The organism is Pseudomonas sp. LS_2 (genome assembly GCF_042709235.1).
In the GTDB taxonomy this organism is placed as follows: domain Bacteria; phylum Pseudomonadota; class Gammaproteobacteria; order Pseudomonadales; family Pseudomonadaceae; genus Aquipseudomonas.
This window is the reverse complement of the sequence record NZ_JAVAYC010000012.1, coordinates 1-25,170: the sequence shown is the minus strand read 5'-3', so window position 1 is coordinate 25,170 and position 25,170 is coordinate 1. Positions and strand designations below refer to the sequence as shown.

The following is a 25,170-nucleotide window of genomic DNA, read 5'->3' as shown; positions in this document are numbered from 1 at the left end:
GCCGAGCCTGAGAGCGGTGCAGTACCTGTGGGAGCGGGTTTACCCGCGAAGGCAGCAGCGCAAAACCCCAGCTCAGCGCTGCATCCCCCAGCGCCGCACGGTCACCCGCTCCAGGGTATTGAACACCAGCCCCTCCACCAGCAGGCCAATCAAAATCACCACCGCCAACCCAGCGAACACCTTGTCGGTGTACAGCTCGTTGCGGTTCTGGAAGATGTACCAGCCCAACCCACCCTTGCCGCTGCTGGCGCCGAACACCAGCTCTGCAGCGATCAAGGTGCGCCAGGCGAAGGCCCAGCCGATCTTCAGCCCCGACAGAATCGACGGCAGCGCCGCCGGCACCAGCACATGCGCCACCAGCCGCAACCCTCGCAGCCCATAGTTGCGCCCGGCCATGCGCAGGGTTTCGGAAACCCCGAGAAACCCCGCATAGGTGTTCAGCGCCAACGCCCACAGCACCGAGTGCACGAGCACGAAGATCAGGCTGTTGTCGCCCAGCCCGAACCACAGCAAGGCCAGCGGCAGCAAGGCGATGGCCGGCAGCGGGTTGAACATCGATGTCAGCGTACCGAGCAGGTCGCGGCCCACCTGGGTGGACACCGCCAGGCTGGTGAGCGCGAAGGCCAGCACGATGCCCAGCACGTAGCCCTTGAGCAGCACCACCAGCGACACCGCCACCTTGGCCGGCAGCTCGCCGCTGAGCATCCCGTCCCACAGCGCCGTGGCGGTTTGCAGGAAGCTCGGCAACAGCAGGTCGTTGTCGGTATAGCGGGCCGCCACTTCCCAGGTGACGGCCAGTAGCACCAGGATCAGCGCCTTGCGCAGCCAGCCCTGCTGCCACAAGCGCTGGGCCAGCGGCAGTTCGCGCTCTACCGAAAGGCCTGGCAGGGGCGCAAGCTGCACTTCGTATTCCTGGCGTGCAGGTGTAGTCGTCATGGGTCGGCTCCTGTCAGTAGGCGATGCGAATGTCGTTGAAACCGAGGTCTGCGGCCGGCTCCGGCTCACCGGCCTCGTCGAACAGCAGCCGATGGATACGCCGCGCGCTGGCCTGGAAGTCGGTACCGCCCAGGCTGCCCAGGTCGTACTGGTGGCTGTGCACTTCTGCGCGCACCCGGCCTGGGTGCGGCGACAGCAGCAGGATACGGTTGCCCACCACCAGTGCTTCCTCGATGGAGTGGGTGACGAACAACAGGGTGAAGCGCACCTCCTCCCACAGCAGCAGCAATTCCTCCTGCATCTTGCGGCGAGTCAGGGCATCCAGCGCGGCGAAGGGCTCGTCCATCAACAGGATCTTCGGCTGGGTGGCCAGCGCCCGGGCAATCGCCACGCGCGCCTTCATGCCGCCCGACAAGGTGTGCGGGTAGGCGTCGGCAAAGGCGGCCAGGCCGACCTTCTCCAGGTAGTGCAAGGCCCGCTCCTCGGCCTCGGCACGCTTGAGCTGGCCCGACACCAGCAGCGGGAACATCACGTTCTGCTTCACCGTCTTCCACGGCGGCAGTTGGTCGAACTCCTGGAACACCACGATGCGGTCAGGGCCGGGGCCCTTGACCGGCTGGCCCTGCAACAGGATCTGCCCTTCCCTGGGCTCGATGAACCCGGCCACGGCCTTGAGCAAGGTGGACTTGCCGCACCCAGAGGGGCCGAGCAGCACGAAGCGGTCGGCGCGATCGACCTCGAAGCTGACCTGGTGGGTGGCCCGCACCACGCGCTGGGCGGTGCGGTATTCGAGGCTGAGGTTGTCCACCTGCAACAGCGGCGGCGTATCGACACGGCTCAGGTTGCTGGCCGTGTGGCCTGGCAATGGGGCGGTCATGGCTAATCAGCTCCCTTGCAGCGGGCGTTCGTCCTGGAAGAAGTAGTCCTTCCACGACTCGGGCTTGTTCTTGATCGCGCCCACCCGGTAGAGAAACTCGGCCAGCGGGTAGGTGTTCTTCGGCGTGACGGTGAATTCGTACTTCGGGTTGTCGATGATGCGTAGCAACGCCTCGCGGTCGATCTTGGCCTTGGTCACGCGGATGTAGGTGTCGGCGGCAGCGCCCTTGTCCTTCTGGGCGAAGTCGGCGGCTTCGGCCAGCGCATCGATGAAAGCCTTGTAGGTCTTGGGGTTGTCCTGGCGGAATTTCTCGGTGGCGAACAGCAGGGTCGGTGAGTTGGGGCCGAGCAAGTCGTAGCTGTCGAGCACCACGTGCACGTTCTTGTTGGCCAGGGCCTGGTCTTGGAACGGCGGGTTGGAGAAGTGCCCGTTCAGCTCGGTGCCGCCGGCCAGCAGCGCGGCGGTGGCATCCGGATGCGGTACGGCCAGGGTGTATTTGTCGAGGCGGTCGAATTCCTTGTCGCCCCATTGCTTGGCGGCAGCGTATTGCAGGAAGCGCGACTGCACCGAAACGCCCACGGCCGGTACGGCGATGCGGTCTTTCTCGCCGATGTCGGCGATGGTTTTCACCTGGGGGTTGCTGCTGACCAGGTAGTACGGAAAGTTGCCCAGCGAAGCCACGGCCTTCACGTTCTGCCGGCCTTTGGTGCGGTCCCACACCGTGAGCAGCGGGCCGACACCGGCACCGGCGATATCCACCGAACCGGACAGCAGCGCATCGTTGACCGCCGCGCCGCCGGACAACTGCGCCCAGTCCACCTTGATGTCCAGGCCCTGCTGCTTGCCGTGCTTTTCGATCAGCTGCTGGTCACGTACCACGTTGAGCAACAGGTAGACGATGCCGAACTGCTCGGCGATGCGGATCTGCCCTTCGGCCTGGGCCACCGTGGGCGCAGCAAGACTGCCGACGACCAGGCTGGCGCCCAGGCCAATGCTTGCCGCCAGGCGGCTGATGGATTTGCGCATGATGAAGTGTCCTCAGTCGTCAGAACGGGGCATCGCCCTGGATGGTGGTTCGGTAGAGTTTGCGCCGCAGGTGGGCGGGGCAGCCGGCCGCCAGGTGAATCAGCGAGCGGTTGTCCCAGAACACCAGGTCGTGGGGCTGCCACTGGTGCCGATAGATGTTCTGTTCCAGCACGCTCAAGGCATACAGCTGTTGCAGCACGTCACGGCTTTCGTCGTCGGGCAGGCCAACGATGCGGGTGGTGAAACCCTCGCTGACGAACAGTGCCTTGCGGCCGTTCTCCGGGTGGGTGCGCACCACGGGGTGGATGACTTCGTTGACCTGCGCCAGCTGCTCGGCGGTCAGCGTGGGGCGCCAATTGCCTTCGAACTTGGTCTCGGCGTAGCGCGCGGTGTACGAATGCGCAGCGCTGCGGCCCTCGACCACCTTGCGCAAGGCCGGCGGCACGGCGTCCCAGGCCTTGTGCATGTCGGCGAACAGGGTGTCGCCGCCTTCGCTGGGCAGTTCCTGGGCGTGCAGCATCGAGCCGAGGCTCGGCAATTCCTTGTAGGAAAGGTCGGAATGCCAGAACTTGCCGGCGTCGCCCAGGCCGACATTGCGGCCATCCTCGATGATGTTCGAAACGATCAGGATCTCGGGGTGACCTTCAAGCAGGAACTGCTTGAGCACATGGATCTGCAACTCACCAAAGCGGCGGCTGAAGGCGATCTGTTGTTCGGGGGTGATGCGCTGGTTGCGAAAGACCAGCACGTGATGATCGAGATGGGCACGGTGGATCTTGCGAAAATCCTCGGCATTGACCGGCAGGCTCAGGTCGAGGCCGGTCAACTCGGCGCCGACGGCGTCGCGGAAGGGGCGGATTTCGAAGGCTTGCGGCTGGGCGCTGTCGATTGACGACAAGGCGTTAGAGGCGGCGGACATGGTTCACTCCCACGCAGAGCGCGACGTTCAAGGGCGCGCATCGATTCAGAAACGCACGGGGTTCTCCCGTGTGGGTTCGAGTCGTGCGGCGCGCCGATTGGTCGGCAGGTACGCAGTGGGATGAATATAAAAGAATAAAAAAATATTTTTAAATACGTTTATTGCATAAGCATATGTAATGAGCTGTGTACGGATTCCGACGATCAGCAGCCCTGGGATGCTTACGCTATACCGTAATATGGATATCATTCGTAAGCATTATCCTATAAGCGGAATCGGCATAAGAGGACACCAGGTCCCGCGCCCCGACCCGTTTGCAACGCCAGCGTCAAAATCCTGCCTAAGACCCTTGTGCATTCAACTTCTGCCGTTAGCCGCCGAAATAAAGGCTATGGCTCGGGTTAGACAGGTCGTGTAAAAGTCAAAAAAACGGCGCTATTTTTTCGATTTCAGAAATTCTGAATCGAAATAAACAAATTATTGACACAGCCATTTTGATATCAGACCCTTTCCCTCGTGGTAGGCCTGATCTGACCCCAAACGCCCAGATAGCCGTAGGCTGGAAGTACACATATGAGCCAAGCAGACGATGTAGGGAACCTGTTCCTGAGGTTCGGGGCGAGCGCCGACAGCTACAAGGAAATCAATTCCGAGTTCGAGTACTTCGAGCCGCTGATCGCGAGCGTCGAAGCGCCCGTGCCTGCGCCGCCACCTGCCCTGGCCAAAAGCCCGGCAGCCACCCTGGTCGAACTCAAGCGCACGCCAGCACTGCCCGCCGTCAGCCTGCCCGTGCAGGCCACTGCGCAGCCTGTGCCCGCCAGGCTGCCGACGCCAGCCGTAGCGCCGTCGCCAGCCCCCGCAGGCTCGCTGCGCGAACGTTTGCTGGCCGTGGCCAGCGAACGCCGCGCCCAGGTGCAGCCGCCGGCAGCGCAGCCCGGCACGCCGGCACAGCGGCCACAAGCCCAGGTGATCGTGGTGCTGTCGGCCAAGGGTGGGGTAGGCAAGACCACCGTGGCAGCTTCCCTTGGCAGGCTGCTCAAGCGCCGTGCAGGACGCACCGTGCTGCTCGACCTTGACCCGCAGAACGCGCTGCTCAGCCATTTCAACCTGCCACGCAGCACTCCCGGCCTGAACCAGGCCCGCCTGCACGCCAGCACCTGGGGCACGCACTGCGTCATGACCAGCGCTGGCATCGAGTGCCTGCCCTTCGGCCCTAGCAATGCAGCCGACCTGCGCGCCCTCGACAGCCTGCTGGCCACACACCCGGACTGGCTGGCAGGGCAACTGGCCGACCTCAAGCTGGGCCGCGACGACCTGTTGGTCATCGACACCCCCACCGGCGCCTCGCCCTGGCTGCAGCAGGCGCTGGCCATGGCCGACCAGGTGATCGGCGTGACCCACGCCAACGCCGCCTCGTACCTGGTGCTGGACAAGCTGCAAGCGTGGCTTTCGCACCTGCACCCGCAGGCCTGCCACTACCTGGTCAACAAGGTCGACCCGCAAAACGCACTGAGCGTGGACATGGCCGAGTTGTTCCATCGCCACCTGGGCAACCAGTGGCTGGCCGCCATTCCACTGGACGCGCACTTCGACCAGGCCTTGGCCTTCGAATACGACCCTTTCCAACAACCGGCCGACACCCCCGCCTGCCAGGCGCTGCGGGCGGTCGCCGTCAACCTGGCTCAACGGATCGAGCATAACCGCGAAGAATCCAGCGCCAGATGACCGTACACCACAAAACGGCGCCGGTCCCCCCGACGCCGAGCAGCGCGCGGGCGGCTGACTGGCTCGCGCCGCTGCAACAGCTGCCGCCTGGGATCAAGCGCGCCCTGAAAATCGTCGCACTGCTCCTCAGCCTGCTGTTCCTGGTGGCCGTGGTCACCGCGCCCCTGGACCTCGAGCGCCAGTTCGCCTTCGCGGCGCTGTGCTTCGTCTGCCTGCTGGTGCTGCGCAAGGTGCCCGGGCGCCTGGCGGTGATCATGATGATCGTCCTGTCGCTGGTGGCCACCCTGCGCTACGTGTACTGGCGCCTGACCGACACCCTGGGCTTCGACAACTGGCTGGACATGTTCTTCGGCTACGGCCTGGTGGCCGCCGAAACCTACGCGCTGATCGTGCTTGCCTTCGGCTACATGCAGACCGCCTGGCCACTCAAGCGCCAGCCGAAGATCCTCACCACGCCCCCTGAAGAATGGCCGGTGGTGGACGTGTTCGTGCCCACCTACAACGAAGACCTGAGCATCGTGAAGCTCACCGTGCTGGCCGCCCAGGCGATGGACTGGCCGAAGAACAAGCTGCGCGTGCACATCCTCGACGACGGTCGGCGCGAACACTTCCGCGAGTTCGCGCGGCAGATCGGAGTGAACTACATCGTTCGCGACAACAACCGCCACGCCAAGGCCGGTAACCTCAACGAGGCCCTGAAAGTCACCGATGGCGAGTTCGTGACCATCTTCGACGCCGACCACGTGCCGACCCGCTCGTTCCTGCAGATCGCCATGGGCTGGTTCCTCAAGGACCCGAAGCTGGCGCTGCTGCAAACCCCGCACTTCTTCTTCTCGCCCGACCCGTTCGAGAAGAACCTCGACACCTTCCGCTCGGTGCCCAACGAAGGCGAGCTGTTCTACGGCCTGGTACAGGACGGCAACGACCTGTGGAACGCCACCTTCTTCTGCGGCTCGTGCGCGGTCATCCGCCGTACCCACCTGCTGGAAGTCGGCGGCGTGGCGGTGGAAACCGTCACCGAGGACGCCCACACCGCGCTCAAGCTCAACCGCAAAGGCTACAACACCGCCTACCTGGCCATTCCCCAGGCCGCGGGCCTAGCCACCGAAAGCCTGTCGCGACACATCAGCCAGCGTATTCGCTGGGCGCGCGGCATGGCGCAGATCTTCCGTACCGACAACCCGTTCACTGGCAAGGGCCTGAGTTTCGGCCAGCGGGTCTGCTACGTGAACGCCATGCTGCACTTCTTCTACGGCCTTCCGCGCCTGGTGTTCCTCACCGCACCGCTGGCCTACCTGATCTTCGGCGCGCAGATCTTCCATGCCTCGGCATTGATGATCACCGCCTACGTGCTGCCGCACATCTTCCACGCCAGCCTGACCAACTCGCGCATCCAGGGGCGCTTCCGCCATTCGTTCTGGAACGAGGTGTACGAGTCGGTGCTGGCCTGGTACATCATGCGCCCGGTACTCATGGCCCTGGTGAACCCCAAGTTCGGTGGCTTCAACGTGACCGACAAGGGCGGGATCATCGACAAGGAATACTTCGACTGGAAGCTGGCGCGCCCGTACATCGTGCTGTTGAGCCTGAACCTGATCGGCTTGGGCTTCGGCATCTTCGGGCTGATCTGGGGTGACCCCAATGCGATGGTCACCATCCTGATCAACCTGGCCTGGACCGTCTACAACATCATCATCACCAGCGCCGCCGTGGCGGTCGCCTCGGAAACCCGCCAGGTGCGCACCGAGCCACGGGTTCGCGCGCAACTGCCGGCCAAGGTGACCCTGGCCGACGGCCAGGTGCTCGACTGCACCACCGTCGATTTCTCGCAAAGCGGCGTGGGCCTGCAGTTGCCGGGTGATGGCTTGATCGAGAAAGGCGCCAGCGTCGAGGTCACCTTGCTGCGCAACAGCCAGGCCTGCGTGCTGCCAGCCCAGATCGTGTTCGCCAAGGGCCGCATGGCCGGCGCGCGCTTCAAACCTCTGACCCTGCGCCAGCAGAGCGACATGGTGCGCATGACCTTCTCGCGCGCCGACACCTGGGCCCAGGCCTGGGGCAGCAGCAAGGTCGATACCCCCTTGGGGGCGCTGCGCGATGTCAGCGGCATCGGGGTGCGCGGCATGCTCGACCTGAGCCGCGCCACCCTCGCCGCCCTGCGCCACCGTCGTTACAAACGCCCGACTTCCACTCCTTTGGAACCTTCCCTGGACCCGCAATGACCGACATGCCTGACATCGACCGCGAGCCTAACCCGCTGCGCCGGCCACGCCTGCTGCTTGCCTGCTCGCTGCTGTGCCTCGCCGGCCTTGCTCCTTCGGCGCAAGCCGAGGAAGCCGCCGCCCCGGTCGCCTCTGCGCCGGCCCAGGATGGCTACCAGCTGACCTTCAAGCAGCTGGGCAAGGACTACACCATGGGCCTGCGCGGCATCGAGTCGACCGACACGGTCAACTTCGACGTGCGTGCCGACGAGGTGGTGACCGGCGCCCAGCTGACCCTGCAATACACCTATTCGCCGGCGCTGCTCAGCGACCTGTCGCAGATCAACATCATGGTCAACGACGAAGTCGCCGCCAGCCTGCCGCTGCCCAAGGAAACCGCCGGCACCGTGCAGAAGCAGACGGTGGAGATCCCGCCGTACCTGCTCACCGAGTTCAACCGCATCGGTGTGCAGCTGATCGGTCACTACACCATGCAGTGCGAAGACCCGCTGCATTCGAGCCTGTGGGCCAAGATCAGCAGCGACAGCCAACTGAACGTGCAGGTGGCCCCTGTAGCGCTGCCCAACGACCTGTCGATCCTGCCGCTGCCACTGTTCGACCGCCGCGACTCGCGTCCGCTGAACCTGCCGTTCGTGTTTGTCGGCACCCCGGACAATGCCATGCTCGAAGCCGCCGGTGCGGTGAGTTCGTGGATGGGCGCCCTGGCCAGCTACCGTGGCGCGAACTTCCCGGTGCAAACCCAGGGCCTGCCGGAAAAAGGCAACGCGGTGGTACTGGTGAGTGGCGACGGCGCCCGCCAGTGGCATGGCCTGGACCTGCCCTCGGCACAAGGCCCGAGCCTGACCCTGGTCAGCAACCCCAACGATCCGCACGGCAAGCTGCTGATCGTCGCTGGCCGCGACGGCGCCGAGCTCAAGCGCGCCGCCACCGCTCTGGTTATTGGAAACCGCAGCTTCGCAGGCAGCAGCGTGCTGATCGACAAGCTCGACGTGCTGCAACCGCGCCAGCCGTATGACGCACCGAACTGGCTGCCGTCCGACCGCCCGGTACGCCTGGGCGAGCTGATCGAGGCACGCCAGCTCAGCGTTTCCGGCTACAACCCCGGCGTCATCACCGTGCCGCTGCGCCTGCCGCCGGACCTGTTCAACTGGCGCGAGCAAGGCGCGCGGCTGAACCTGAAATACCGCTACACGCCGCAGCAGACCAGCACCAACTCATCGCTGCTGGTGAGCTTCAACGACAACTTCATCCAGTCGATGAACCTGCCGTCGGTGGAAACCCTGGGTGCAGGCGAAGCGCTGCTGGCCTCGCTCAAGCGTGACGACAGCCTCACCCGCGAAGCGCGCCTGCTGCTGCCGCTGGACAGCGTGGCGCTGCAATCGCGCCTGCAACTGCGCTTCATGTACGACTACATTAAGCAGGGCGAATGCCGCGACATCATCATCGACAACATGCGTGGCGCCATCGACCCGGAATCGACCCTGGACCTGAGCGGCTACGACCACTTCATGGCCATGCCGAACCTGGGCGTGTTCAAGGACAGCGGCTTCCCCTTCACCCGCCTGGCGGACCTGTCGCAAACCGCCGTGGTCCTGCCTGAGCAGGCCGGCCCCGCCGACTGGAGCGCCTACCTGACCGTGCTCGGGCGCTTCGGCGAGTCCACCGGCTACCCGGCCACTGCCGTGACCGTGGCCCAGGCCGCCCAGGTACCGAGCCTGGCCGACAAGGACTTGCTGGTGCTGGCCTCGGGCAGCAACCAGCCGCTGCTGGACACCTGGGCCGACCGCTTGCCAGGTCGCAACCAGGAAGGCGCGCAGTACGTCGAGTTCTCCGACCTGCCGCTGCGCCTGCGCGAATGGATCAGCCCGGACCCGGTCGCCAACCTGCGCAAGGCCCGTGGCGCGTTCACCTTCAGCAGCGACGCCAGCAACTCCTACGTCACCGGCTTCGAGTCGCCGCTCAAGAGCGGGCGCAGCGTAGTGGTGTTGTCCAGCCCACGCCCGGAAAACCTGGTGGACGTGACCGATGCGTTGATCGGCGGCGAAGCCTACACCCAGACCCTGCAAGGCAGCCTGGCGGTGATCAAGGGCAAGAACGTCGAGTCGCTGGTGGCCGAGCAGAGCTACTACGTGGGCAGCCTGGGGCCTCTGCGCTACGTGCAGTGGTTGCTCTCCGAGCGTGTCTGGGCGCTGTTGCTGCTGACCATCGTCGGCGTGGGCCTGGTCAGCGCCCTGGCCTACCTGTGGCTGCGTGCGCTCGCCCGCCGCCGCTTGAACGAAGGTGAATAAGCCCATGGCCAAGCGTTGCATCCCTTCCCGCCTGCGCGGCCTCGCCGCCGCCCTGGCCTGCCTGCTGCTGCCGGGAATGGCCCTGGCCGAGGCGCAGGCCTGCGATGCCAACGCCTGGCCGCTGTGGCAAACCTTCCGCACGCACTTCATGCAGCCCGACGGCCGTGTGCTGGACGCCAGTACGCCACAGCAGCACAGCTCGTCGGAAGGCCAGTCGTATGCCATGTTCTTCGCCCTGGTCGGCAACGACCGCGAAAGCTTCGACAAGCTCTGGGCCTGGGCCAAGGACAACCTGGCAGGCAGCGATATCCGCAGCAACCTGCCGGGTTGGTGGTGGGGGCTGGACGACAAGAAAAGCTGGCGCCTGCTGGACCGCAACTCGGCCTCCGATGCCGACCTGTGGTTCGCCTACGCCCTGCTCGAAGCCGCGCGCCTGTGGAAGGACGAGCGCTACACCAACGACGCCCGCGCCCTGCTGGCCAACATCGCCCGCCAGGAAGTCGCCGACCTGCCGGGCCTGGGCAAGATGCTGTTGCCAGGCTTCATCAGCTTTGCCAAGCCCGACCACTATTGGCAGCTCAACCCCAGCTACCTGCCGATTCCGGTGCTGCGCCGCCTCGCCGTGGCCGAGCCGAATGGCCCTTGGAGCGAGATCGCGCGCAACACCGGCAGCCTGTTCAAAGGCGTCAGCCAGCATGGCTTCGTCGCCGACTGGGTGGGCTACCGCGGCACCAGCCCAAACAGCGGCATGTTCGTGACCGACCCGGCCAAGGGCCCACTGGCCAGCTACGACGCCATTCGCGTGTACCTGTGGGCCGGTGTCACCCCGGCCAAGGACCCACAGGCCAAGCCGATACTCGACAGCCTGCAAGGCATGAGCCGCGCCGTGGCCAGCCAAGGTACGCCGCCAGAGAAGGTCAGCCTGAACGACGGCGCACTGCAAGGCACCGGCCCATTCGGCTTCTCGGCCGCGCTGCTGCCGTATTTCAAGGCCCTGAAACAGCCCTACCTGCTCGACCAGCAACGCGCCCGGGTCGACCAGTTGATGGCCGCCAGCCTCACCGAAGAAGCGGTGAAGATGCGCCAGCCCCCTTACTACGATTTCGTGCTCAGCCTCTTTGCCCTCGGTTACATCGACGCGCATTACCAGTTCCTCGATGACGGCAAGCTGAAAACTTCCTGGGAGTCCTCATGTCCGCCCGCCGCAACACGCTAGCCCTGGGGGTCATGCTGGCCCTGATCCACAACAGCGGATACGCCGAGCTCAGTGCCAACGGCAAAGTGCTGCTCGAACAGGGCCAGTACTGGCAGGCCCGCAAGGACAACGCGCGCGCCACCGAAGCCTGGCGCAAGCTGCTGCTGATCGACCCGCAACAGGCCGACGCGCTTTACGGCCTGGCCCTGCTGGAACTGGACGGCAACCGCCCTCAAGGCGCACGCCGCTACCTGGAGCAATTGCGCAGCGCGCACCCCGATGCCCGCCAGACCCTGCTGCTGGAACAGGAAATCGCCCTGCACGCCGGTGGTAACGAGGAGCTGCTGGCCGAGGCCCGCCAGCTGGCCATCTCCGGCGAGCTGGACCAGGCCGTCGTCGCCTACCGCAAGCTGTTCGCCGGCCAGGTGCCGCAAGGTGACCTGGGCCTGGAGTTCTACAGCTACCTGGGCTACACCGAAGGCGGCTGGCAGGAGGCGCGCCAGGGGCTGGAGCGCCTGTCGGGCCTTGCGCCCAACGACATGAAGATCAAGCTCAACCTGGCCAAGCTGCTGCTGCGCAACGAGAGCACCCGGGTCGAAGGCATTCGTCGCCTGGCGTCCTATTCCTCGGACACGGTGATCGGTGGCGAGTCGGTGGAAGCCTGGCGCCAGGGCCTGTCCTGGCTGGGCAACCCGCGCCCGGCGGAAGTGCCGTTGTTCGAGGCGTACCTCAAGGCCTACCCGGACGACGAGGAAATTCGCGAGCAGCTCAAGAGCGGCGCCCGCGCTGCGCAACCGGCCGCCTTCCAGCAGAACGCCAACCTCACCCGCGGCTTCAAGGCCCTGGACAACAACGACCTGGCTGGCGCCGAGCAAGCCTTCCAGGCGCGTCTGCGCGAGCAGGCGCAGGATGCCGACGCCCTTGGCGGCCTGGGCGTAGTGCGCCAGCGCCAGGGCCGCCTGGGCGACGCCGACGCGCTGTTCAAACAGGCCATCAGCCGCGGTAACAGCAGCCGCTGGCAAAGTGCATTGCAGGGCAACCGCTACTGGGTGCTGCTCGACGATGCACGCCTGGCTCGCGACAACGGCAACCCGCAGCAAGCCCGCGAACAGCTGCAACGGGCCATTGCCATGAACCCTCGGGAAATCCAGGGCCACGTGAGCCTGGCCGACCTGCAAGCCGCCCAAGGCCAGTTCGATGCTGCCGAAACCACCTACCGCCATGCCCTGTCGCTGGACGCTGGCAACCCCAATGCCTTGCGCGGCCTGGCCACCGTGCTGGCGCAGAGCGGCAAGCTGGCGCAAAGCCAACGCCTGATCGACGGCCTCAGCGATGCCCAGCGCCAGCGCCTGGGCGACCTGCGCACGCTGCGTGCGGCCATCGCCATCGGCCAGGCCAAGGAAGCCGAGCGCAGCGGCGACCTGGCCGGCGCCCGCACCGCCCTGGAAGCGGCGCTGCGTGACGACCCGCGTAACGTCTGGGCCAGCTACGACCTGGCGCAGCTGCACCTGAAGGCCGACGCCTCCAGCAAGGCGCGCCAGGTCATGGAGCAGATGTTGCGCAACAATCCCGGCCAGGCCGAAGCGCTGTACGCCAGCGCCCTGTACGCCAGCCGCCAGAACGATTGGGCCACGGCCCAGCAACAGTTGGCCCAGGTGCCGACTGCCCAGCGCACGCCGGCCATGCAGGCCCTGGCCGACGAAGTGTCGCTGCGCCTGCTTTCCGATCAAGCCCAAGACCTCGCCAGCCAAGGCCAGCGTCAACAGGCCGTGCGCCTGCTGCAACGCGCCGAGAGCACTGCGGGCAACGACCCGGCGAGCCTGTCGGCACTGGCCTCGGCGTATATCGAAATCGGCCAGACCGACCGCGCCCTGACCCTGCTGCGCAGCGCCATCGCGCAAAGCCCGGCAGCAGCCCCGGGCCTGCGCATCGCCTATGCCAACGCCTTGCTCAAGGCCGGCAAGGACGAAGAAGTCAGCAAGCTGCTGCGCGAGCTGCGCAGCGAACCGTTGCAAGGCGCCGACCAGCGCCAGTACGACGACCTGCTGTTCCAGTACACCGTGCGCCAGGCCGACCTGCTGCGCGAGAAGGGCGACCTGGTGGCAGCCTACGACACCCTGGCCCCGGCCCTGGCCCAGCGCCCGGACAACGCCCAGGCCAACGCCTCGCTGGCGCGCATGTACCTGGACAACCGCAACCCGCAGAAAGCCGTGGAGCTGTTCACCCCGCTGCTGCGCCGCGAGCCGCAGAACGCCGACGTGCAGATGGGCGCGGCGCAGGCCTTCCTGGCCAACGGCGAGGCTGGCAAAGCCGAGGAGGCCGTGGAAAAGGCCGTGCAACTGGCACCGCGCAACCCGCAGATCCTCTCCAGCGCAGCCGGTTACTACCGGGGTCGTGGCCAACTGGCCAAGGCCCAGGAGCTGTACGCCCAGGCGCTGGCCCTGCAAGCCCCGCAGGAGAAGGAAATCCTCAACCCGTTCGGCCAGGCCGTGGCCGCCAACCCGTTCGTTGGCCAGCCAGGCCAACGCAAGCAGTCGCGCCTGAACGAGTCGGTACTGGCAGAAATTCCAGAGCCTGCCGCCGTGCAGACCCAGGCACGCCGGCAAACCGCCTTCGATGCACCGACCCTGGTGGCCAGCCGCGAGGCCGAACCGCTGCCACGTGGCGAGCGCAACACCCTGGCGATGAACGACGCACCCGCGCCGGTGGTCGACCCGCGTGCCGCCATCGAGCGTGAACTGGAGCAGATCCGCGAGGCGCGCAGCCCGCAGATCAAGCAGGGCGTGACCTATCGCGGCAACGACAGCGAGTCGGGCATGGGCAAGATCACCGATATCGAGACCCCGCTGGAAATCAGCCTGCCGTGGAACGACGACCGCGTGGCGCTGCGTGTGACCCCGGTCTCGCTCAATGCCGGAAGCGTGGGCGACGAGCTGTCGTCCACCACTCGCTTCGGTGGCCCAAACGCCGCCCAGGTCGCGCAGTACCTCGCTGCACCGACGGACGTCGCGCGCAATGCGCTGGCCGACCAGTTCCTCGGCGCCAGCACCGGCTCGCAAAAGGCCGAGGGCGTGGGCCTGGCGGTCGCCTACGAGAAGCCGTCGATGGGCCTGAAGGCCGATATCGGCACCAGTCCGTTGGGCTTCCGTTACACCAATGCGGTAGGCGGCATCAGCCTCGACCGGCCGTTCGCCGAGAACAGCAACTTCCGCTACAACCTGAACCTCTCGCGCCGCTCGGTAACCGACAGCGTGGCCTCCTGGGCCGGTGTGCGCGATGCGCGCAGCGGCCTGGAATGGGGCGGCGTGACTGCCACTGGCGGGCGCCTGCAACTGGGCTACGACAACCAGGAGTTCGGCAGCTACGTGTACGGCGCCTGGCACAGCCTGGAAGGCAACCATGTGGAGTCCAACACCCGCATCGAGCTGGGCAGCGGCATCTACTGGTACCTGGTCAACAACCTCGACCAGCGCCTGACCCTGGGCCTGTCGCTCACCGGCACCCGCTACGACGAGAACCAGAGCTTCTTCACCTACGGCCATGGCGGCTACTTCAGCCCGCAGAACTTCTTCTCCATCGGCGTGCCGGTCACCTGGGCGCAGCGCGGGCCGCGCTGGAGCTACCAGGTGCAAGGCGCCGTGGGCCTGCAACACATCGAGCAGGACGGCGCGCCGTACTTTCGCGATGGCACCACGCAAGCCGCGCTGGAGCAGTTGAGCCGCGACTACGCTGCCGACGGCCGCGAACTGCGCACTCGCTACGAGTCGCAGAACAAGTCGGGCATTGGCTACTCGCTCAATGCCAGCGGCGAATACCGCCTCGGCGATGGTTTCTTCTTCGGTGGCAGCCTGGGCGTGGACAACGCCCGCGACTACCAGCAATGGACCGGTGGCCTGTACCTGCGCTACCTGTTCGACGGCGCCAGCGGTGCGATGCCACTGCCGGTCAGCCCTTACCGTTCCCCTTATTCGAACTAAGTTCAAGGAGCCCTAACCATGGCGTCTTCCCTTCTCGCAGGCCTGACCATTCTGATGATCGGCGACAGCCACCTGGCTACGCCCGACTACCTGATCAAGAGCCTGCACGACAACTTCGTGCAGCAAGGCGCGCAGGTGCATTCCATGGGCGTGTGCGGCGCCAATGCTGGCGACTGGCTGAAAGTGACCCCTGGCACCTGCGGCGGCGCCGAGCGCCGTGGCACCGACAAGCCGGTGGTGCTGGGCACCAAGGCTGCCACCCAACCGGTGGGCGACTTGATCAAGGCCGACAAGGCCGACCTGATCGTGGTGGTGATGGGTGACACCATGGCCAGCTACACCAAGCCGGCCTTCCCCAAGGCCTGGCTGTGGCAGCAGACCAAGGACTTCACCACGGCCATCAAGAACTCCGGCGCCAAGTGCGTGTGGGTTGGCCCGAACTGGGGCAGCGAAGGCGGCAAGTACGGCAAGACCTACGCCCGGGTGAAGATGACCTCGGACTTCCTCGCCGCCAACGTGGCGCCGTGCAGCTACATCGACTCGCTGGCCATGTCCAAGCAAGGCCAGTGGGCCACGGTCGATGGCCAGCACCTCACCGCACCGGGCTACCAGGCCTGGGCCAAGGCGATCGGCGAAGCGGTCGCCCAGAGCCCTGCCGTGAAGGGGGCCAAATGATGCGCCGCGCCCTGCTGTCGCTCTCTTGCCTGCTGGCGGCTGGCGCCGCCCAGGCGGAAATCGCCTTGTACCCCACAGGCCCCAGCGAAGACTCGGCCTTCCTGCGCTTCGTCAACGCCACCCCTGCCCCTCTGCAACTGGTGGCGGCGGGCTCCAGCGCAAGCCTTGAGCTGAAGACCGCGAACAGTGTTTCGGACTACCTGCCGGTACCTGCGGGCAAGCCGATCAAGGGCACCCTCAAGCAACCCGCCGCCTCCGCCGCGCTGGACCTGAGCGTAGCGCCAGGCGAGTTCGCCACCGTGGTGGCGATTGCCGACGCCAAGGGCCTGCGCCAAGTAGTAGTGCGCGAGCAACCCGATGACTTCAACGGCCTGAAGGCCTCGCTGGCTTTCGTCAACGTCGACCCGGCCTGCACCGGCGCCGCCCTGCGCCCGGCCGGACGCAACGCCGACCTGTTCAAGGATGGCGCCGAAGGCCAGGTGCAGCGCCGCTCGATCAACCCGGTGAAGTTGTCGGTGCAACTGGTGTGCGCCAACGCCAACGTCGGCGCCCCGGTGGACCTGGGCGACTTGCAGGCCGGCGAGCGCTACAGCGTGATCGTGCTGCCGGGCGCCAACGGCCCGCAGGCACTGGCCACGGTCGACACGCTGGCTCACTGACAAGGAACCCCGGCCGACCATGGTTTTCGCCTCGCTCGAGTTCCTCACGCTGTTCCTGCCGCTGTTCATGCTGGTGTATGCGCTGAGCCGTCCAGCCTGGCGCAACGGCGTGCTGCTGATCGGCAGCTGGCTGTTCTATGGCTGGCTGAGCCCGCTGTTCCTGCTGCTGCACATGGTGCTGACGGTGATCGCCTGGGCCGGTGGCCTGGCGGTGGACCGCAGCCGCGAGGATGGACGAGGGCGAGTGCGCCTGCTGGTGGCGCTTATCGTGCTGAACACCCTGGTGCTGTGCTGGTACAAGTACGCCAACATCCTCGCTGCCACCTACAACCAGCTCATCACCTACTACGGTGCGCTGCCCATGGAGTGGCAGCGGGTGGCCTTGCCGGCAGGCTTGTCGTTCATCGTGCTGCAGGCCATCTCGTACCTGGTGGACGTGCACCGGCACACGGTTCCGGTGGAGCGCAGCTTCGTCAACTACGCCACCTACATCTCGATGTTCGGGCATTCGATCGCCGGCCCCATCATTCGCTACGACTGGGTGCGCCGCGAGCTCGAGCAGCGCTACTTCAACTGGGCGAACTTCTCCCTGGGCGCGCGCCGTTTCATGATCGGCATGTGCATGAAGGTGCTGGTGGCCGACACCCTGTCGCCGCTGGTGGACGTGGCCTTCTACCTGGAGAACCCGTCGTTTCTCGACGCCTGGCTGGGCTGCCTGGCCTACTCGCTGCAACTGTTCTTCGACTTCGCCGGCTACAGCGCCATGGCCATAGGCCTGGGATTGATGCTGGGCTTCCATTTCCCGGAGAACTTCAACCGGCCTTACCTGGCCAGCAGCATCCAGGACTTCTGGCGGCGCTGGCACCTGTCGCTGTCGAGCTGGCTGCGCGACTACCTGTACATCGGCCTGGGCGGCAACCGCTTCGGCACCTGGAACACCTACCGCAACCTGTTCCTGACCATGGCCATCGCCGGCCTGTGGCACGGCGGCGACAGCTGGAACTACCTGCTCTGGGGGGCGGCCCACGGTATCGCGCTGTGCGTCGACCGCGCCTGGAGCCGCTCGAGCCTGCCGGCACTGCCCAAGGTGCTGTCGCACACCCTGACCCTGCTGTTCGTGTGCCTGGCCTGGACACTGTTCCGCGCCCCGGACTTCGACACCGCCCTGAACATGTATGCGGGCCAGTTCGGCCTGCATGCCTTCGCCCTGGGCGAGGCGCTGTCGGCCATGGTGCGCCCGGTGCACGGCCTGGCGGCGCTGCTTGGGGTGTTTTGCGTGGTCGCGCCGCTGTGGCAGGCGCGCATCGAACGACGTTTCGGTCACAGCGCGCTGTACGCGGTGGTGGCTGCCCTCTGGCCTGTGGCCGGTTTCCTGCTGGCGTTCTCGTTGATCGCCAGCCGTGATTCCGTGCCCTTCCTGTATTTCCAGTTCTGATGACCAACACGACCCCACCTCCAAGCACGGCCCCGACGCCCCCGAGCGACATCGCCGTGCGCACCAGCCCTGTGGCTGGCATCGCCCTGGCGGCCTTCCTCGGCATCGGGCTGGTGTCCTGCGGCTGGCTGTTGGCTTCCGGCAAACTCACCTTGCTGCCTGACCAGGCGGTGTCCAACGATGAAATGCTCGAAGGCGAGATCACCCACCGCATCGCCAAAGAGCTGGCCAAGGCACCGCTGCCCGAACAGGCCGCACGCCTGGAGCGCGCGGGCACCTGGCTGCTGCTCGGCGACAGCGGGCCGCGGGTTCGCCAGGGCTGCGAGCAATGGCTGTTCATCAGCGACGAGTTCAAGCTCGACCGCCATGCGCTGGCGAACGCCCAGGCCAAGCAGCAAGCGGTGATCGCATTGCACCAGGCCTTGGCAAAACGCGGCGTGAAGCTGTTGGTGAGCGTGGTGCCGGACAAGAGCCGCATCGCCGCCAGCCAGCTGTGCGACCTGCCGCGCCCGGCGAGCCTCGAGCCGCGTATCCGCGATTGGGCCGATGGGCTACAGGCTGCGGGCGTGCCCGTGCTGGACCTGACTGCCAGCCTGCAAGCCCTGGGCAGCGATGCTTTCCTGCGCCTGGATACTCACTGGAGCGAAACCGGCGCCAAGGCTGCCGCGCAGGCTATCGCGGCCAAGGTGGCGGCGCTGGGAATCCAGGCCACGCCTACCCGCGCCTTCGACGTCGGCCAGCAAGCGGCCGCACCGAGGCCGGGCGACCTGGTGCGCCTGGCGGGGCTGGACTGGCTGCCGACCTCGCTGCAACCACGGCAGGAGTGGGTGCAGGCCACCACCTTCAGCGAACAGACGCCGGGCGGCGACGATCTGGATGACCTGTTCGGCGACGACAACCTGCCGAACGTGGCGCTGATCGGCACCTCGTTCTCGCGCAACTCGAACTTTGCTGGGTTCTTGCAACAGGCGTTGTCGGCGCCGATCGGCAACTTCGGCAAGGACGGCGGCGAGTTCTCCGGTGCGGCCAGGGCGTATCTCGACAGCGCGGCGTTCAAGCAGACGCCACCGAAGCTGTTGATCTGGGAAATACCTGAGCGCGACTTGCAAACGCCTTATGCGGGGGATGTGACGCTGTAGCCCGCGAATGAAACAACGCGGTGGATGCCACCGGCTATGCCGGTGTTCGCGGCGGTTCGGCGCCCCGACAAGCCCGCTCCAGCGGGCGTGGTGAACCTGAGGCTGCGCTGTACCTGTGGGAGCGGGTTGACCCGCGAACACCGGCAGAGCCGGTGCCATTCACCGCGGTGCTCTTTTCGCGGGTAAACCCGCTCCCACAGGGGCTCTTTGTCGCATCAGAGAAGTCACTCACCGCTCGCGTAACGCCTCCGAGCGGGCCTTGAAGATCGGCTTGAGCAGGTAGCTCATGATGGTCTTCTTGCCGGTGAGGATATCCACCGTCGCTACCATCCCCGGAATGATCAACAGCGGCTTTTCATCGGTGCCCAGGTGGCTTTTGTCGGTGCGCAGCTTGATCAGGTAGTAGGTGGTCTTCTTGTCGTCATCGGTGACGGTATCGGCACCGATCTGTTCCAGCTTGGCCTTGAGCCCGCCGTAGATGGTGTAGTCGTACGCCGTGAACTTCACCGTCGCCTCCTGCCCTGGATGCAGGAAGGCGATGTCCTTGGGCAGGATCTTCGCCTCGATCACCAACGTGTCATCCAGCGGCACGATCTCGATGATGTCGCTGCCTGGCTGGATCACCCCGCCGATGGTGTTCACCAAGAGCTGCTTGACGATGCCGCGCACCGGCGAGGTAACCAGGGTGCGGTTGACCCGGTCGTCCAGCGCCTTGCTGGTGGCGGTAGCCTTGCTCAGCTCGGTACGCGCCTCGTTCAGTTGGGTGAGTGCCTCGCTGCGGAACTTGCCACGGGTTTCCTCGACCTTGCTCTGGATTTCCTTGATGGCCGCCTCGGCCCGGGGAATGGCCAGCGCGGTGGCGTCCATCTGGCCACGGTTCTCTACCTCGGCACGGCGCAGACGCAGGATCTCGACCTGAGAGACCGCCCCCCTGCCTACCAGCGGCTCGGACATGGCGATTTCCTGGCGTAGCAGCTGCAAACTGCTGGCGTACTGGGCGCGCTTGGAATTGAACTCGCGCAGCTCCTGCTGGCGCTGCACCAACTGTTGCTCCAGCCCGCCGATTTCATCCTGCAACTGCTGGCGCCGGCTCTGGTACAGCGATTCCTCGCTGGCCGCCTGGCTGGGGGAGGCCTGGCGCAGTTCCTCGGGTATCTGCAACGGCCTGTCCTCGACCTCGGCACTCAGGCGCTCGACCCGCAGCGCCATGGCCACGCGCTCGGCCTCGGTTTCGCCGACGTTGGAGGCGAAGCGCGTTTCATCCAGGCGCAGCAGGGGTTGGCCGACTTCGACGATCTCCCCTTCCTTGGCGAAGATCTGCGCGACGATGCCGCCCTCGAGGTTCTGCACTTTCTGCACCTTGGACGACGGGATGGCCTTGCCTTCGCCACGGGTCACCTCGTCGATGGGCGCGACGCTGGCCCAGACGATCATGAACAGGAAGAAGGCGATGATCCCCCAGATGGTGAACCGCACGATGCGCGGTGCATCCTCGATCAGCGACTTGCCGACTTCGGGCAGCGGCTGGCCGGCGAGCGATTCGGAGCCCTTGAAATAGCGGCGCAGGTTGTCCTTGAAGCGGCCTGCCTCGAGCTTAAGCGACACTGATCTGCCCCTTCTTCAGTGCTTCCATGACGGCGGCTTTCGGGCCATCCGCAACGATTTGACCACGGTCGATGACGATCAGGCGGTCCACCAGCGACAGCAACGAGGCGCGGTGGGTCACCAGCAGCACGGTCTTGCCTTCAATGACCGCCTGCAAACGCTGCTTGAGACGTTCCTCGCCGGTGTTGTCCATGGCGCTGGTGGGCTCGTCGAGCAGCAGGATCTGCGGGTTGAGCAGCAGCGCCCGGGCCAGGGCGACGTTCTGCCGTTGCCCGCCGGAAAGGTTCTGCCCGCGCTCGCCCACTTGCAGCTCGTAGCCGTCCGGGTGCAGCCGGGCGAACTCGTGTACCCCGGCAAGCTCCGCGGCCTGCAGGATCATTTCGTCTTCGATGTAGCGCGCGCCGCTGACCAGGTTGTCACGCAGGGTGCCGGCCAGCAGCTGGATGTCCTGTGGCACGTAGCCGATGTTGTGGCGCAGTTCGCTGACGTCGATCTGGCGGATGTCCACGCCATCGACCAGCAGCGAGCCACCATCGGCCTCGTAAAGGCCGACGACCAGCTTGGCCAGGGAGCTCTTGCCCGAGCCGCTGCGACCGATGATGCCGACCTTCTCGCCGGGCTTGATCACCAGGTTGATGCCCTTGAGCGCGAGGTTCTGCTGGTTCGGGTAGGTGAAGTCGACCCCACGGAACTCCACTGCGCCTTGCAGCACCTGGCGGCTGAGCGGGCGTTCCTCGAAGTTGCGCTCCTGGGGCAGGCCCATCATCTGGTCGGTGGCGGTCATGGTCACCTTGGCCTGCTGGTAGCGCGCCAGCAGGCCGTTAAGCTGGCCGAGCGGGCCGAGGGCGCGGCCACTGAGCATGTAGCAGGCCACCAGGCCTCCCATGCTCAGGTTGCCGCCGATGATCAGGTAGACACCGACGCAAATCATGGCCACCCCGGCCAGTTGCTGGATCAGCAGGGTGATGTTCATCGCCAGCCCCGACAGCACCTTGACCCGCAATTCGAGGCGGCTGAGGGTGCCGAGGGTCTGCTCCCACATGTACTGGCGTTCGCTCTCGGCGTTGTTGACCTTCACCGCATCCAACCCGGCGAGGGTTTCGATCAGGCTCGACTGGCGCTCGGAGGCCAGGGCCATGGTACGTTCCATGGTCGCCATCAGCGGTTTTTGCAGGGCGTAGCCAATGCCCAGGGCGAGTGGGAAAGCGATGATCGGGATCCATACCAAGTGGCCGCCGATGAGGGCGATGACCATGAGGATCAGCAGGGTGAACGGCAGGTCGATCAGGCTGGTGAGGGTAAGCGAGGCGAGGAAGTCGCGCAGGCCTTGGAACTCGTGGATGTTCTGGGCGAAGCTGCCGACCCGTGCCGGGCGAAACTTCATCGACATCCCGACGATACGTTCGAACAGCGTGGCCGAAATGATCAGGTCGGTCTTCTTGCCGGCCAGGTCCAGGCACAGGCTGCGCAGGCCCTTGAGGACAAGATCGAAGACGTAGGCCCCGGCGATGCCCACGGCAAGTACCCACAGGGTCGAGGTGGCCTGGTTCGGCACTACCCGGTCGTACACGTTCATCACGAACAGCGGTGCGGCCAGGGCGATCAGGTTGATCACCAGGCTGGCGGCGATGGCGTCGATGTACAGCCACTTGCTGCGCAGCAAGGTGTCGCGGAACCACGAGCGGGTGCGAGGGATGAGGTTGCCGTGGTTGACGTCGAACTTGTGTTGCGGCTGGGCGAAGAACACCTTGCCGCTGTAGTCGCTGACCAGCGCCTCGCGGGTCACCAGCACTTCGCCGCCGTCGCTCTCGCTGAGCAGCAAGCGCGCGGTGTCGGCGTTCTCCCAGCCCAGCAGCACAGCGCTGCGGCCTTCCTTGAGCAGCAGCATGGCGGGCATGGCCAAGGTGGGGATCTGCTCGAGCTTGCGTTGCAACAGACGCCCCTGGAGACCGGCACGGGCGGCGGCGCGAGGCAGCAGCTCGGGGCTCATACGCTGGGCCGGCAAGGGCAGCCCGGTCGTCAACATGGCCCGGCTGGCCGGCTTCTGATGCAAGACACACAGGGTCAGCAGGCTATCCAGCAAGGGGTCGTCATGCTGACTGCGGGGGTCGTGACTGAGTTGAACTCGACTGACTTCAGATTCCACGCGGCGCTCTCTTCATCCTTGCAGTAGATGGGCAGTGAGCCTTCCGAGCAAAGGAGCAGCCCACCCAACTTTCAGCCTTTCTAATTAATGAATTAGCAATATCCCGGCTTCATTAATTCGTACCAGTCAATAACATGACAGGCTGTACCGTTATTACCGGGCTAACGCTCGCTTGCTCTCCACGTATACCAGACGGCGGCAGGCGCGGAAGGTTTCATATCGCCCCGGCATTGCGGATCGAACTACCTCTCGACGTCCCAGCAAGACTAACCTGTGATTGAGCCGATGCAAGGTATTGCAGCGAATTCCTTGCAAACCCGTTGAGACAGGCCAGGAGGCCCGTCATTGACACGTCCAGTTCCACGCTCGCAATCAAGGCTTGCCATAACCGGCATTTCGCCGAGCGATATTGCAATGGAATCACTGGGAACACCTCCTAACTAATACCAAAGTAAGAATTGGCAAGCCGGCAACTATCGATGTGACATGAGGTCAGGTGCGTCTGGATTTTCCAGAGGCCTTACTGCCGTCAGTGGCGCACATACCCTCCGCCCTGAAAGTTGCGAACCCCACTGACTCAAGAATATTCCTCCGGCACGGCGCTTCTCTGCGCCAGCCGGGCACGGAAGCGACTGGTCGGGTAACCCGGAGAACTTCATGAGCACTGCCGTTGCCATCGTCAAAAGCGTTGTTGGCCAAGTTATCGCGGTATCCCCGGAAGGCGTTCGCCGGGTTCTCATCGAAGGAGACCGATTGTTCGCTGGCGAGCAGGTGCTGACCGGCCCAGGGGGCGCGATCACCCTCGAGCTGGCCGACGGCCGCCTGCTCGACCTGGGCCGCGACACGCAATGGAGCGCGGATACCCCCGATGCGAGCTCCGACCTGGGCCAGGCCAGGGCACAACAGGCGCCTTCGGTGGAAGAGCTGCAGCAAGCCATTGCTGCCGGCGCCGACCCGACCACCGCACTGGACCCCACCGCCGCAGGCCCCACCTCGGCGGGGGGCGGTAACGCGGGCGGTGGCCACGGCTTCGTGCAATTGCAGGAAACCGCGGCCGTCGTGGACCCTACCGTGGGCTTTGCGACCAACCCGCTGGGCTTCGCCATCAGCATGGCCAACCTGGAGCTGGGCGCGCCGGATACCAGCGTCAACAACCCCCTTGCCAGCACCACCCCGGCGCCCATCGGCACGGCGCTGACCCTGAGCGCCACGCAGACCCTCACCGAGGCCGGCGGGGTGATCGTGTACACCGCCACCGTGGGCCAACCACCACTTACCGACCTGACCGTGACCTTGTCCAACGGTGCAGTGATCGTCATTGCCGCAGGCCAGACCAGCGGCACGGTCAACGTGACCCTGCCGCCCAACGACACGGTGTACCTGGACGGGGGGCAAGTGTCCGCCACCGTCGTCGGCACCAGTGGTGGCAACGGCCTGGTCGTCACCCCGAACCCCGCCCCTGCGGTCACCACCATCACCGACACCCTCGACACCACCACCGCAACGCTTTCGGCCACGCCGACCGTGGGCGAGGGCGGCGTGATTACCTACACCGTGACCCTGAGCAACCCGGCACAGACTCCGGTGACCATCACCTTGTCCAATGGCCAGTCGATTCTGGTCGAAGCCGGCAACTCGACTGGCAGCATCGCGGTGCAGACGCCAACGAACGATGTGTATGTGAATGGCTCCACGATAACCACCACGATCGCGGGGGTAACGGGCGGCAACTTCGAGAATCTCGTGGCCAACCCGACACCTGTCAGCACGCTGGTGAGTGACAGTATCGACACCGTGGCGGTCAGCATCACCGCCAATGGCAACGTGACCGAAGACCAGGCGCCGACCTTCACCCTGTCGCTCAACCAAAGGCTCGACCACGACCTGAACGTGACCTTGAGCAATGGCGCTACGGTGGTGATTGCTGCGGGCCAGACCCAGGCCACTTACAGCCTGCCGGCCCAGGGCGATGACGTATTCAAAGATGCCGGCCAGGTCAGCCTGGGTGTGAGCGATGCCACCGTGGCTGGCAAGACCTTCGAGCACCTGGTACTGGGCGGCCCGGCCACGGTGCTGATCAATGACACCACCAGCGAAGTGGTCGCCACCCTTACGGCAGACAAGACCACGGTCAGCGAAGGCGGCGAGGTGACCTATACCGTCAGCCTCAGCAGTGCCCAGGGCCTGCCGGTCACGGGACACGGCGGTCTGACCTTCACCTTGAGCGACGGCACCCAGGTCACCGTCGCGGCGGGCAGCGCCACTGGTACTGTCACGGTCGTGGCCAAGGACGACGCCTATGTAGGCGGGCAAGCGTCGCTGGTCAACAAGCTCGAATCGGTCGCCGGT

General features: G+C 65.5%; 16 protein-coding genes. 10 read left to right on the top strand and 6 right to left on the bottom strand.

The features are described from left to right. Positions 1 to 72: 72 nt before the first annotated feature. The 4 genes from RAC97_RS13095 to RAC97_RS13080 are packed head-to-tail and all read right to left on the bottom strand — an operon-like array spanning position 73 to position 3,758. On the bottom strand, positions 73 to 936 hold the full coding sequence (locus RAC97_RS13095) for an ABC transporter permease (protein WP_375098997.1): 864 nt from the start codon (positions 934 to 936) through the stop codon (positions 73 to 75). 13 nt (positions 937 to 949) lie between these two features. Beyond that, positions 950 to 1,813, bottom strand: coding sequence for an ABC transporter ATP-binding protein (locus tag RAC97_RS13090; RefSeq protein WP_375098998.1), 864 nt, complete (start codon positions 1,811 to 1,813; stop codon positions 950 to 952). Positions 1,814 to 1,819: 6 nt separating this feature from the next. Next, a complete protein-coding gene (locus tag RAC97_RS13085) occupies positions 1,820 to 2,839 on the bottom strand; it encodes an ABC transporter substrate-binding protein (RefSeq protein WP_375098999.1) in 1,020 nt (339 codons plus the stop codon). Between the two features lie 19 nt (positions 2,840 to 2,858). After that, a complete protein-coding gene (locus RAC97_RS13080) occupies positions 2,859 to 3,758 on the bottom strand; it encodes a TauD/TfdA dioxygenase family protein (protein ID WP_375099000.1) in 900 nt (299 codons plus the stop codon). A gap of 573 nt (positions 3,759 to 4,331) precedes the next feature. Between RAC97_RS13080 and bcsQ the strand changes: the two genes are divergently transcribed. From bcsQ to RAC97_RS13035, 9 genes are read left to right on the top strand one after another with little or no spacing between them, the layout of a single operon-like run. Further along, a complete protein-coding gene (bcsQ, locus tag RAC97_RS13075) occupies positions 4,332 to 5,483 on the top strand; it encodes a cellulose biosynthesis protein BcsQ (protein ID WP_375099001.1) in 1,152 nt (383 codons plus the stop codon). After that, positions 5,480 to 7,702, top strand: coding sequence for a UDP-forming cellulose synthase catalytic subunit (gene bcsA / locus RAC97_RS13070; RefSeq protein ID WP_375099002.1), 2,223 nt, complete (start codon positions 5,480 to 5,482; stop codon positions 7,700 to 7,702). The genes bcsQ and bcsA overlap by 4 nt, the downstream gene beginning before the upstream one ends. Then, positions 7,699 to 9,990, top strand: a complete 2,292-nt coding sequence (gene bcsB / locus RAC97_RS13065) for a cellulose biosynthesis cyclic di-GMP-binding regulatory protein BcsB (protein WP_375099003.1) — start codon at positions 7,699 to 7,701, stop codon at positions 9,988 to 9,990. The genes bcsA and bcsB overlap by 4 nt, the downstream gene beginning before the upstream one ends. Before the next feature lie 4 nt (positions 9,991 to 9,994). Beyond that, positions 9,995 to 11,206: a cellulose synthase complex periplasmic endoglucanase BcsZ gene (bcsZ, locus tag RAC97_RS13060; protein WP_375099004.1), complete on the top strand. Its 1,212-nt coding sequence runs from the start codon at positions 9,995 to 9,997 to the stop codon at positions 11,204 to 11,206. Further along, entirely contained in the window at positions 11,182 to 15,162 is a 3,981-nt protein-coding gene (locus RAC97_RS13055) for a cellulose synthase subunit BcsC-related outer membrane protein (protein WP_375099005.1), read from the top strand. Before bcsZ ends, RAC97_RS13055 begins: the two co-directional genes overlap by 25 nt. 18 nt (positions 15,163 to 15,180) lie before the next feature. Continuing rightward, positions 15,181 to 15,837, top strand: coding sequence for an SGNH/GDSL hydrolase family protein (locus tag RAC97_RS13050; protein ID WP_375099006.1), 657 nt, complete (start codon positions 15,181 to 15,183; stop codon positions 15,835 to 15,837). Beyond that, on the top strand, positions 15,837 to 16,496 hold the full coding sequence (locus RAC97_RS13045) for an alginate O-acetyltransferase AlgF (protein WP_375099013.1): 660 nt from the start codon (positions 15,837 to 15,839) through the stop codon (positions 16,494 to 16,496). Before RAC97_RS13050 ends, RAC97_RS13045 begins: the two co-directional genes overlap by 1 nt. Positions 16,497 to 16,515: 19 nt before the next feature. Next, positions 16,516 to 17,931 carry an MBOAT family O-acyltransferase gene (locus tag RAC97_RS13040; protein ID WP_375099007.1) on the top strand — a complete coding sequence of 472 codons (1,416 nt, stop codon included), beginning with the start codon at positions 16,516 to 16,518 and terminating at the stop codon, positions 17,929 to 17,931. Further along, positions 17,931 to 19,070, top strand: coding sequence for a cell division protein FtsQ (locus tag RAC97_RS13035; RefSeq protein ID WP_375099008.1), 1,140 nt, complete (start codon positions 17,931 to 17,933; stop codon positions 19,068 to 19,070). The genes RAC97_RS13040 and RAC97_RS13035 overlap by 1 nt, the downstream gene beginning before the upstream one ends. 228 nt (positions 19,071 to 19,298) lie before the next feature. On the opposite strand, the gene RAC97_RS13030 is transcribed toward RAC97_RS13035, so the two are convergent. Both RAC97_RS13030 and RAC97_RS13025 read right to left on the bottom strand, forming a co-directional pair. Continuing rightward, positions 19,299 to 20,675, bottom strand: coding sequence for an HlyD family type I secretion periplasmic adaptor subunit (locus RAC97_RS13030; RefSeq protein ID WP_375099009.1), 1,377 nt, complete (start codon positions 20,673 to 20,675; stop codon positions 19,299 to 19,301). After that, positions 20,665 to 22,821, bottom strand: coding sequence for a type I secretion system permease/ATPase (locus RAC97_RS13025; protein WP_375099010.1), 2,157 nt, complete (start codon positions 22,819 to 22,821; stop codon positions 20,665 to 20,667). The genes RAC97_RS13030 and RAC97_RS13025 overlap by 11 nt, the downstream gene beginning before the upstream one ends. Before the next feature lie 657 nt (positions 22,822 to 23,478). Between RAC97_RS13025 and RAC97_RS13020 the strand changes: the two genes are divergently transcribed. After that, on the top strand, positions 23,479 to 25,170 hold a 1,692-nt coding region (locus RAC97_RS13020), incomplete at its 3' end, for a retention module-containing protein (RefSeq protein WP_375099011.1).

Excerpts from the sequence above, each read along its gene's own strand:
- RAC97_RS13095 (WP_375098997.1), bottom strand. The coding sequence starts at position 936 with ATGACGACTACACCTGCACGCCAGGAATACGAAGTGCAGCTTGCGCCC.
- RAC97_RS13090 (WP_375098998.1), bottom strand. The coding sequence starts at position 1,813 with ATGACCGCCCCATTGCCAGGCCACACGGCCAGCAACCTGAGCCGTGTC.
- RAC97_RS13085 (WP_375098999.1), bottom strand. The coding sequence starts at position 2,839 with ATGCGCAAATCCATCAGCCGCCTGGCGGCAAGCATTGGCCTGGGCGCC.
- RAC97_RS13080 (WP_375099000.1), bottom strand. The coding sequence starts at position 3,758 with ATGTCCGCCGCCTCTAACGCCTTGTCGTCAATCGACAGCGCCCAGCCG.
- bcsQ (WP_375099001.1), top strand. The coding sequence starts at position 4,332 with ATGAGCCAAGCAGACGATGTAGGGAACCTGTTCCTGAGGTTCGGGGCG.
- bcsA (WP_375099002.1), top strand. The coding sequence starts at position 5,480 with ATGACCGTACACCACAAAACGGCGCCGGTCCCCCCGACGCCGAGCAGC.
- bcsB (WP_375099003.1), top strand. The coding sequence starts at position 7,699 with ATGACCGACATGCCTGACATCGACCGCGAGCCTAACCCGCTGCGCCGG.
- bcsZ (WP_375099004.1), top strand. The coding sequence starts at position 9,995 with ATGGCCAAGCGTTGCATCCCTTCCCGCCTGCGCGGCCTCGCCGCCGCC.
- RAC97_RS13055 (WP_375099005.1), top strand. The coding sequence starts at position 11,182 with ATGTCCGCCCGCCGCAACACGCTAGCCCTGGGGGTCATGCTGGCCCTG.
- RAC97_RS13050 (WP_375099006.1), top strand. The coding sequence starts at position 15,181 with ATGGCGTCTTCCCTTCTCGCAGGCCTGACCATTCTGATGATCGGCGAC.
- RAC97_RS13045 (WP_375099013.1), top strand. The coding sequence starts at position 15,837 with ATGCGCCGCGCCCTGCTGTCGCTCTCTTGCCTGCTGGCGGCTGGCGCC.
- RAC97_RS13040 (WP_375099007.1), top strand. The coding sequence starts at position 16,516 with ATGGTTTTCGCCTCGCTCGAGTTCCTCACGCTGTTCCTGCCGCTGTTC.
- RAC97_RS13035 (WP_375099008.1), top strand. The coding sequence starts at position 17,931 with ATGACCAACACGACCCCACCTCCAAGCACGGCCCCGACGCCCCCGAGC.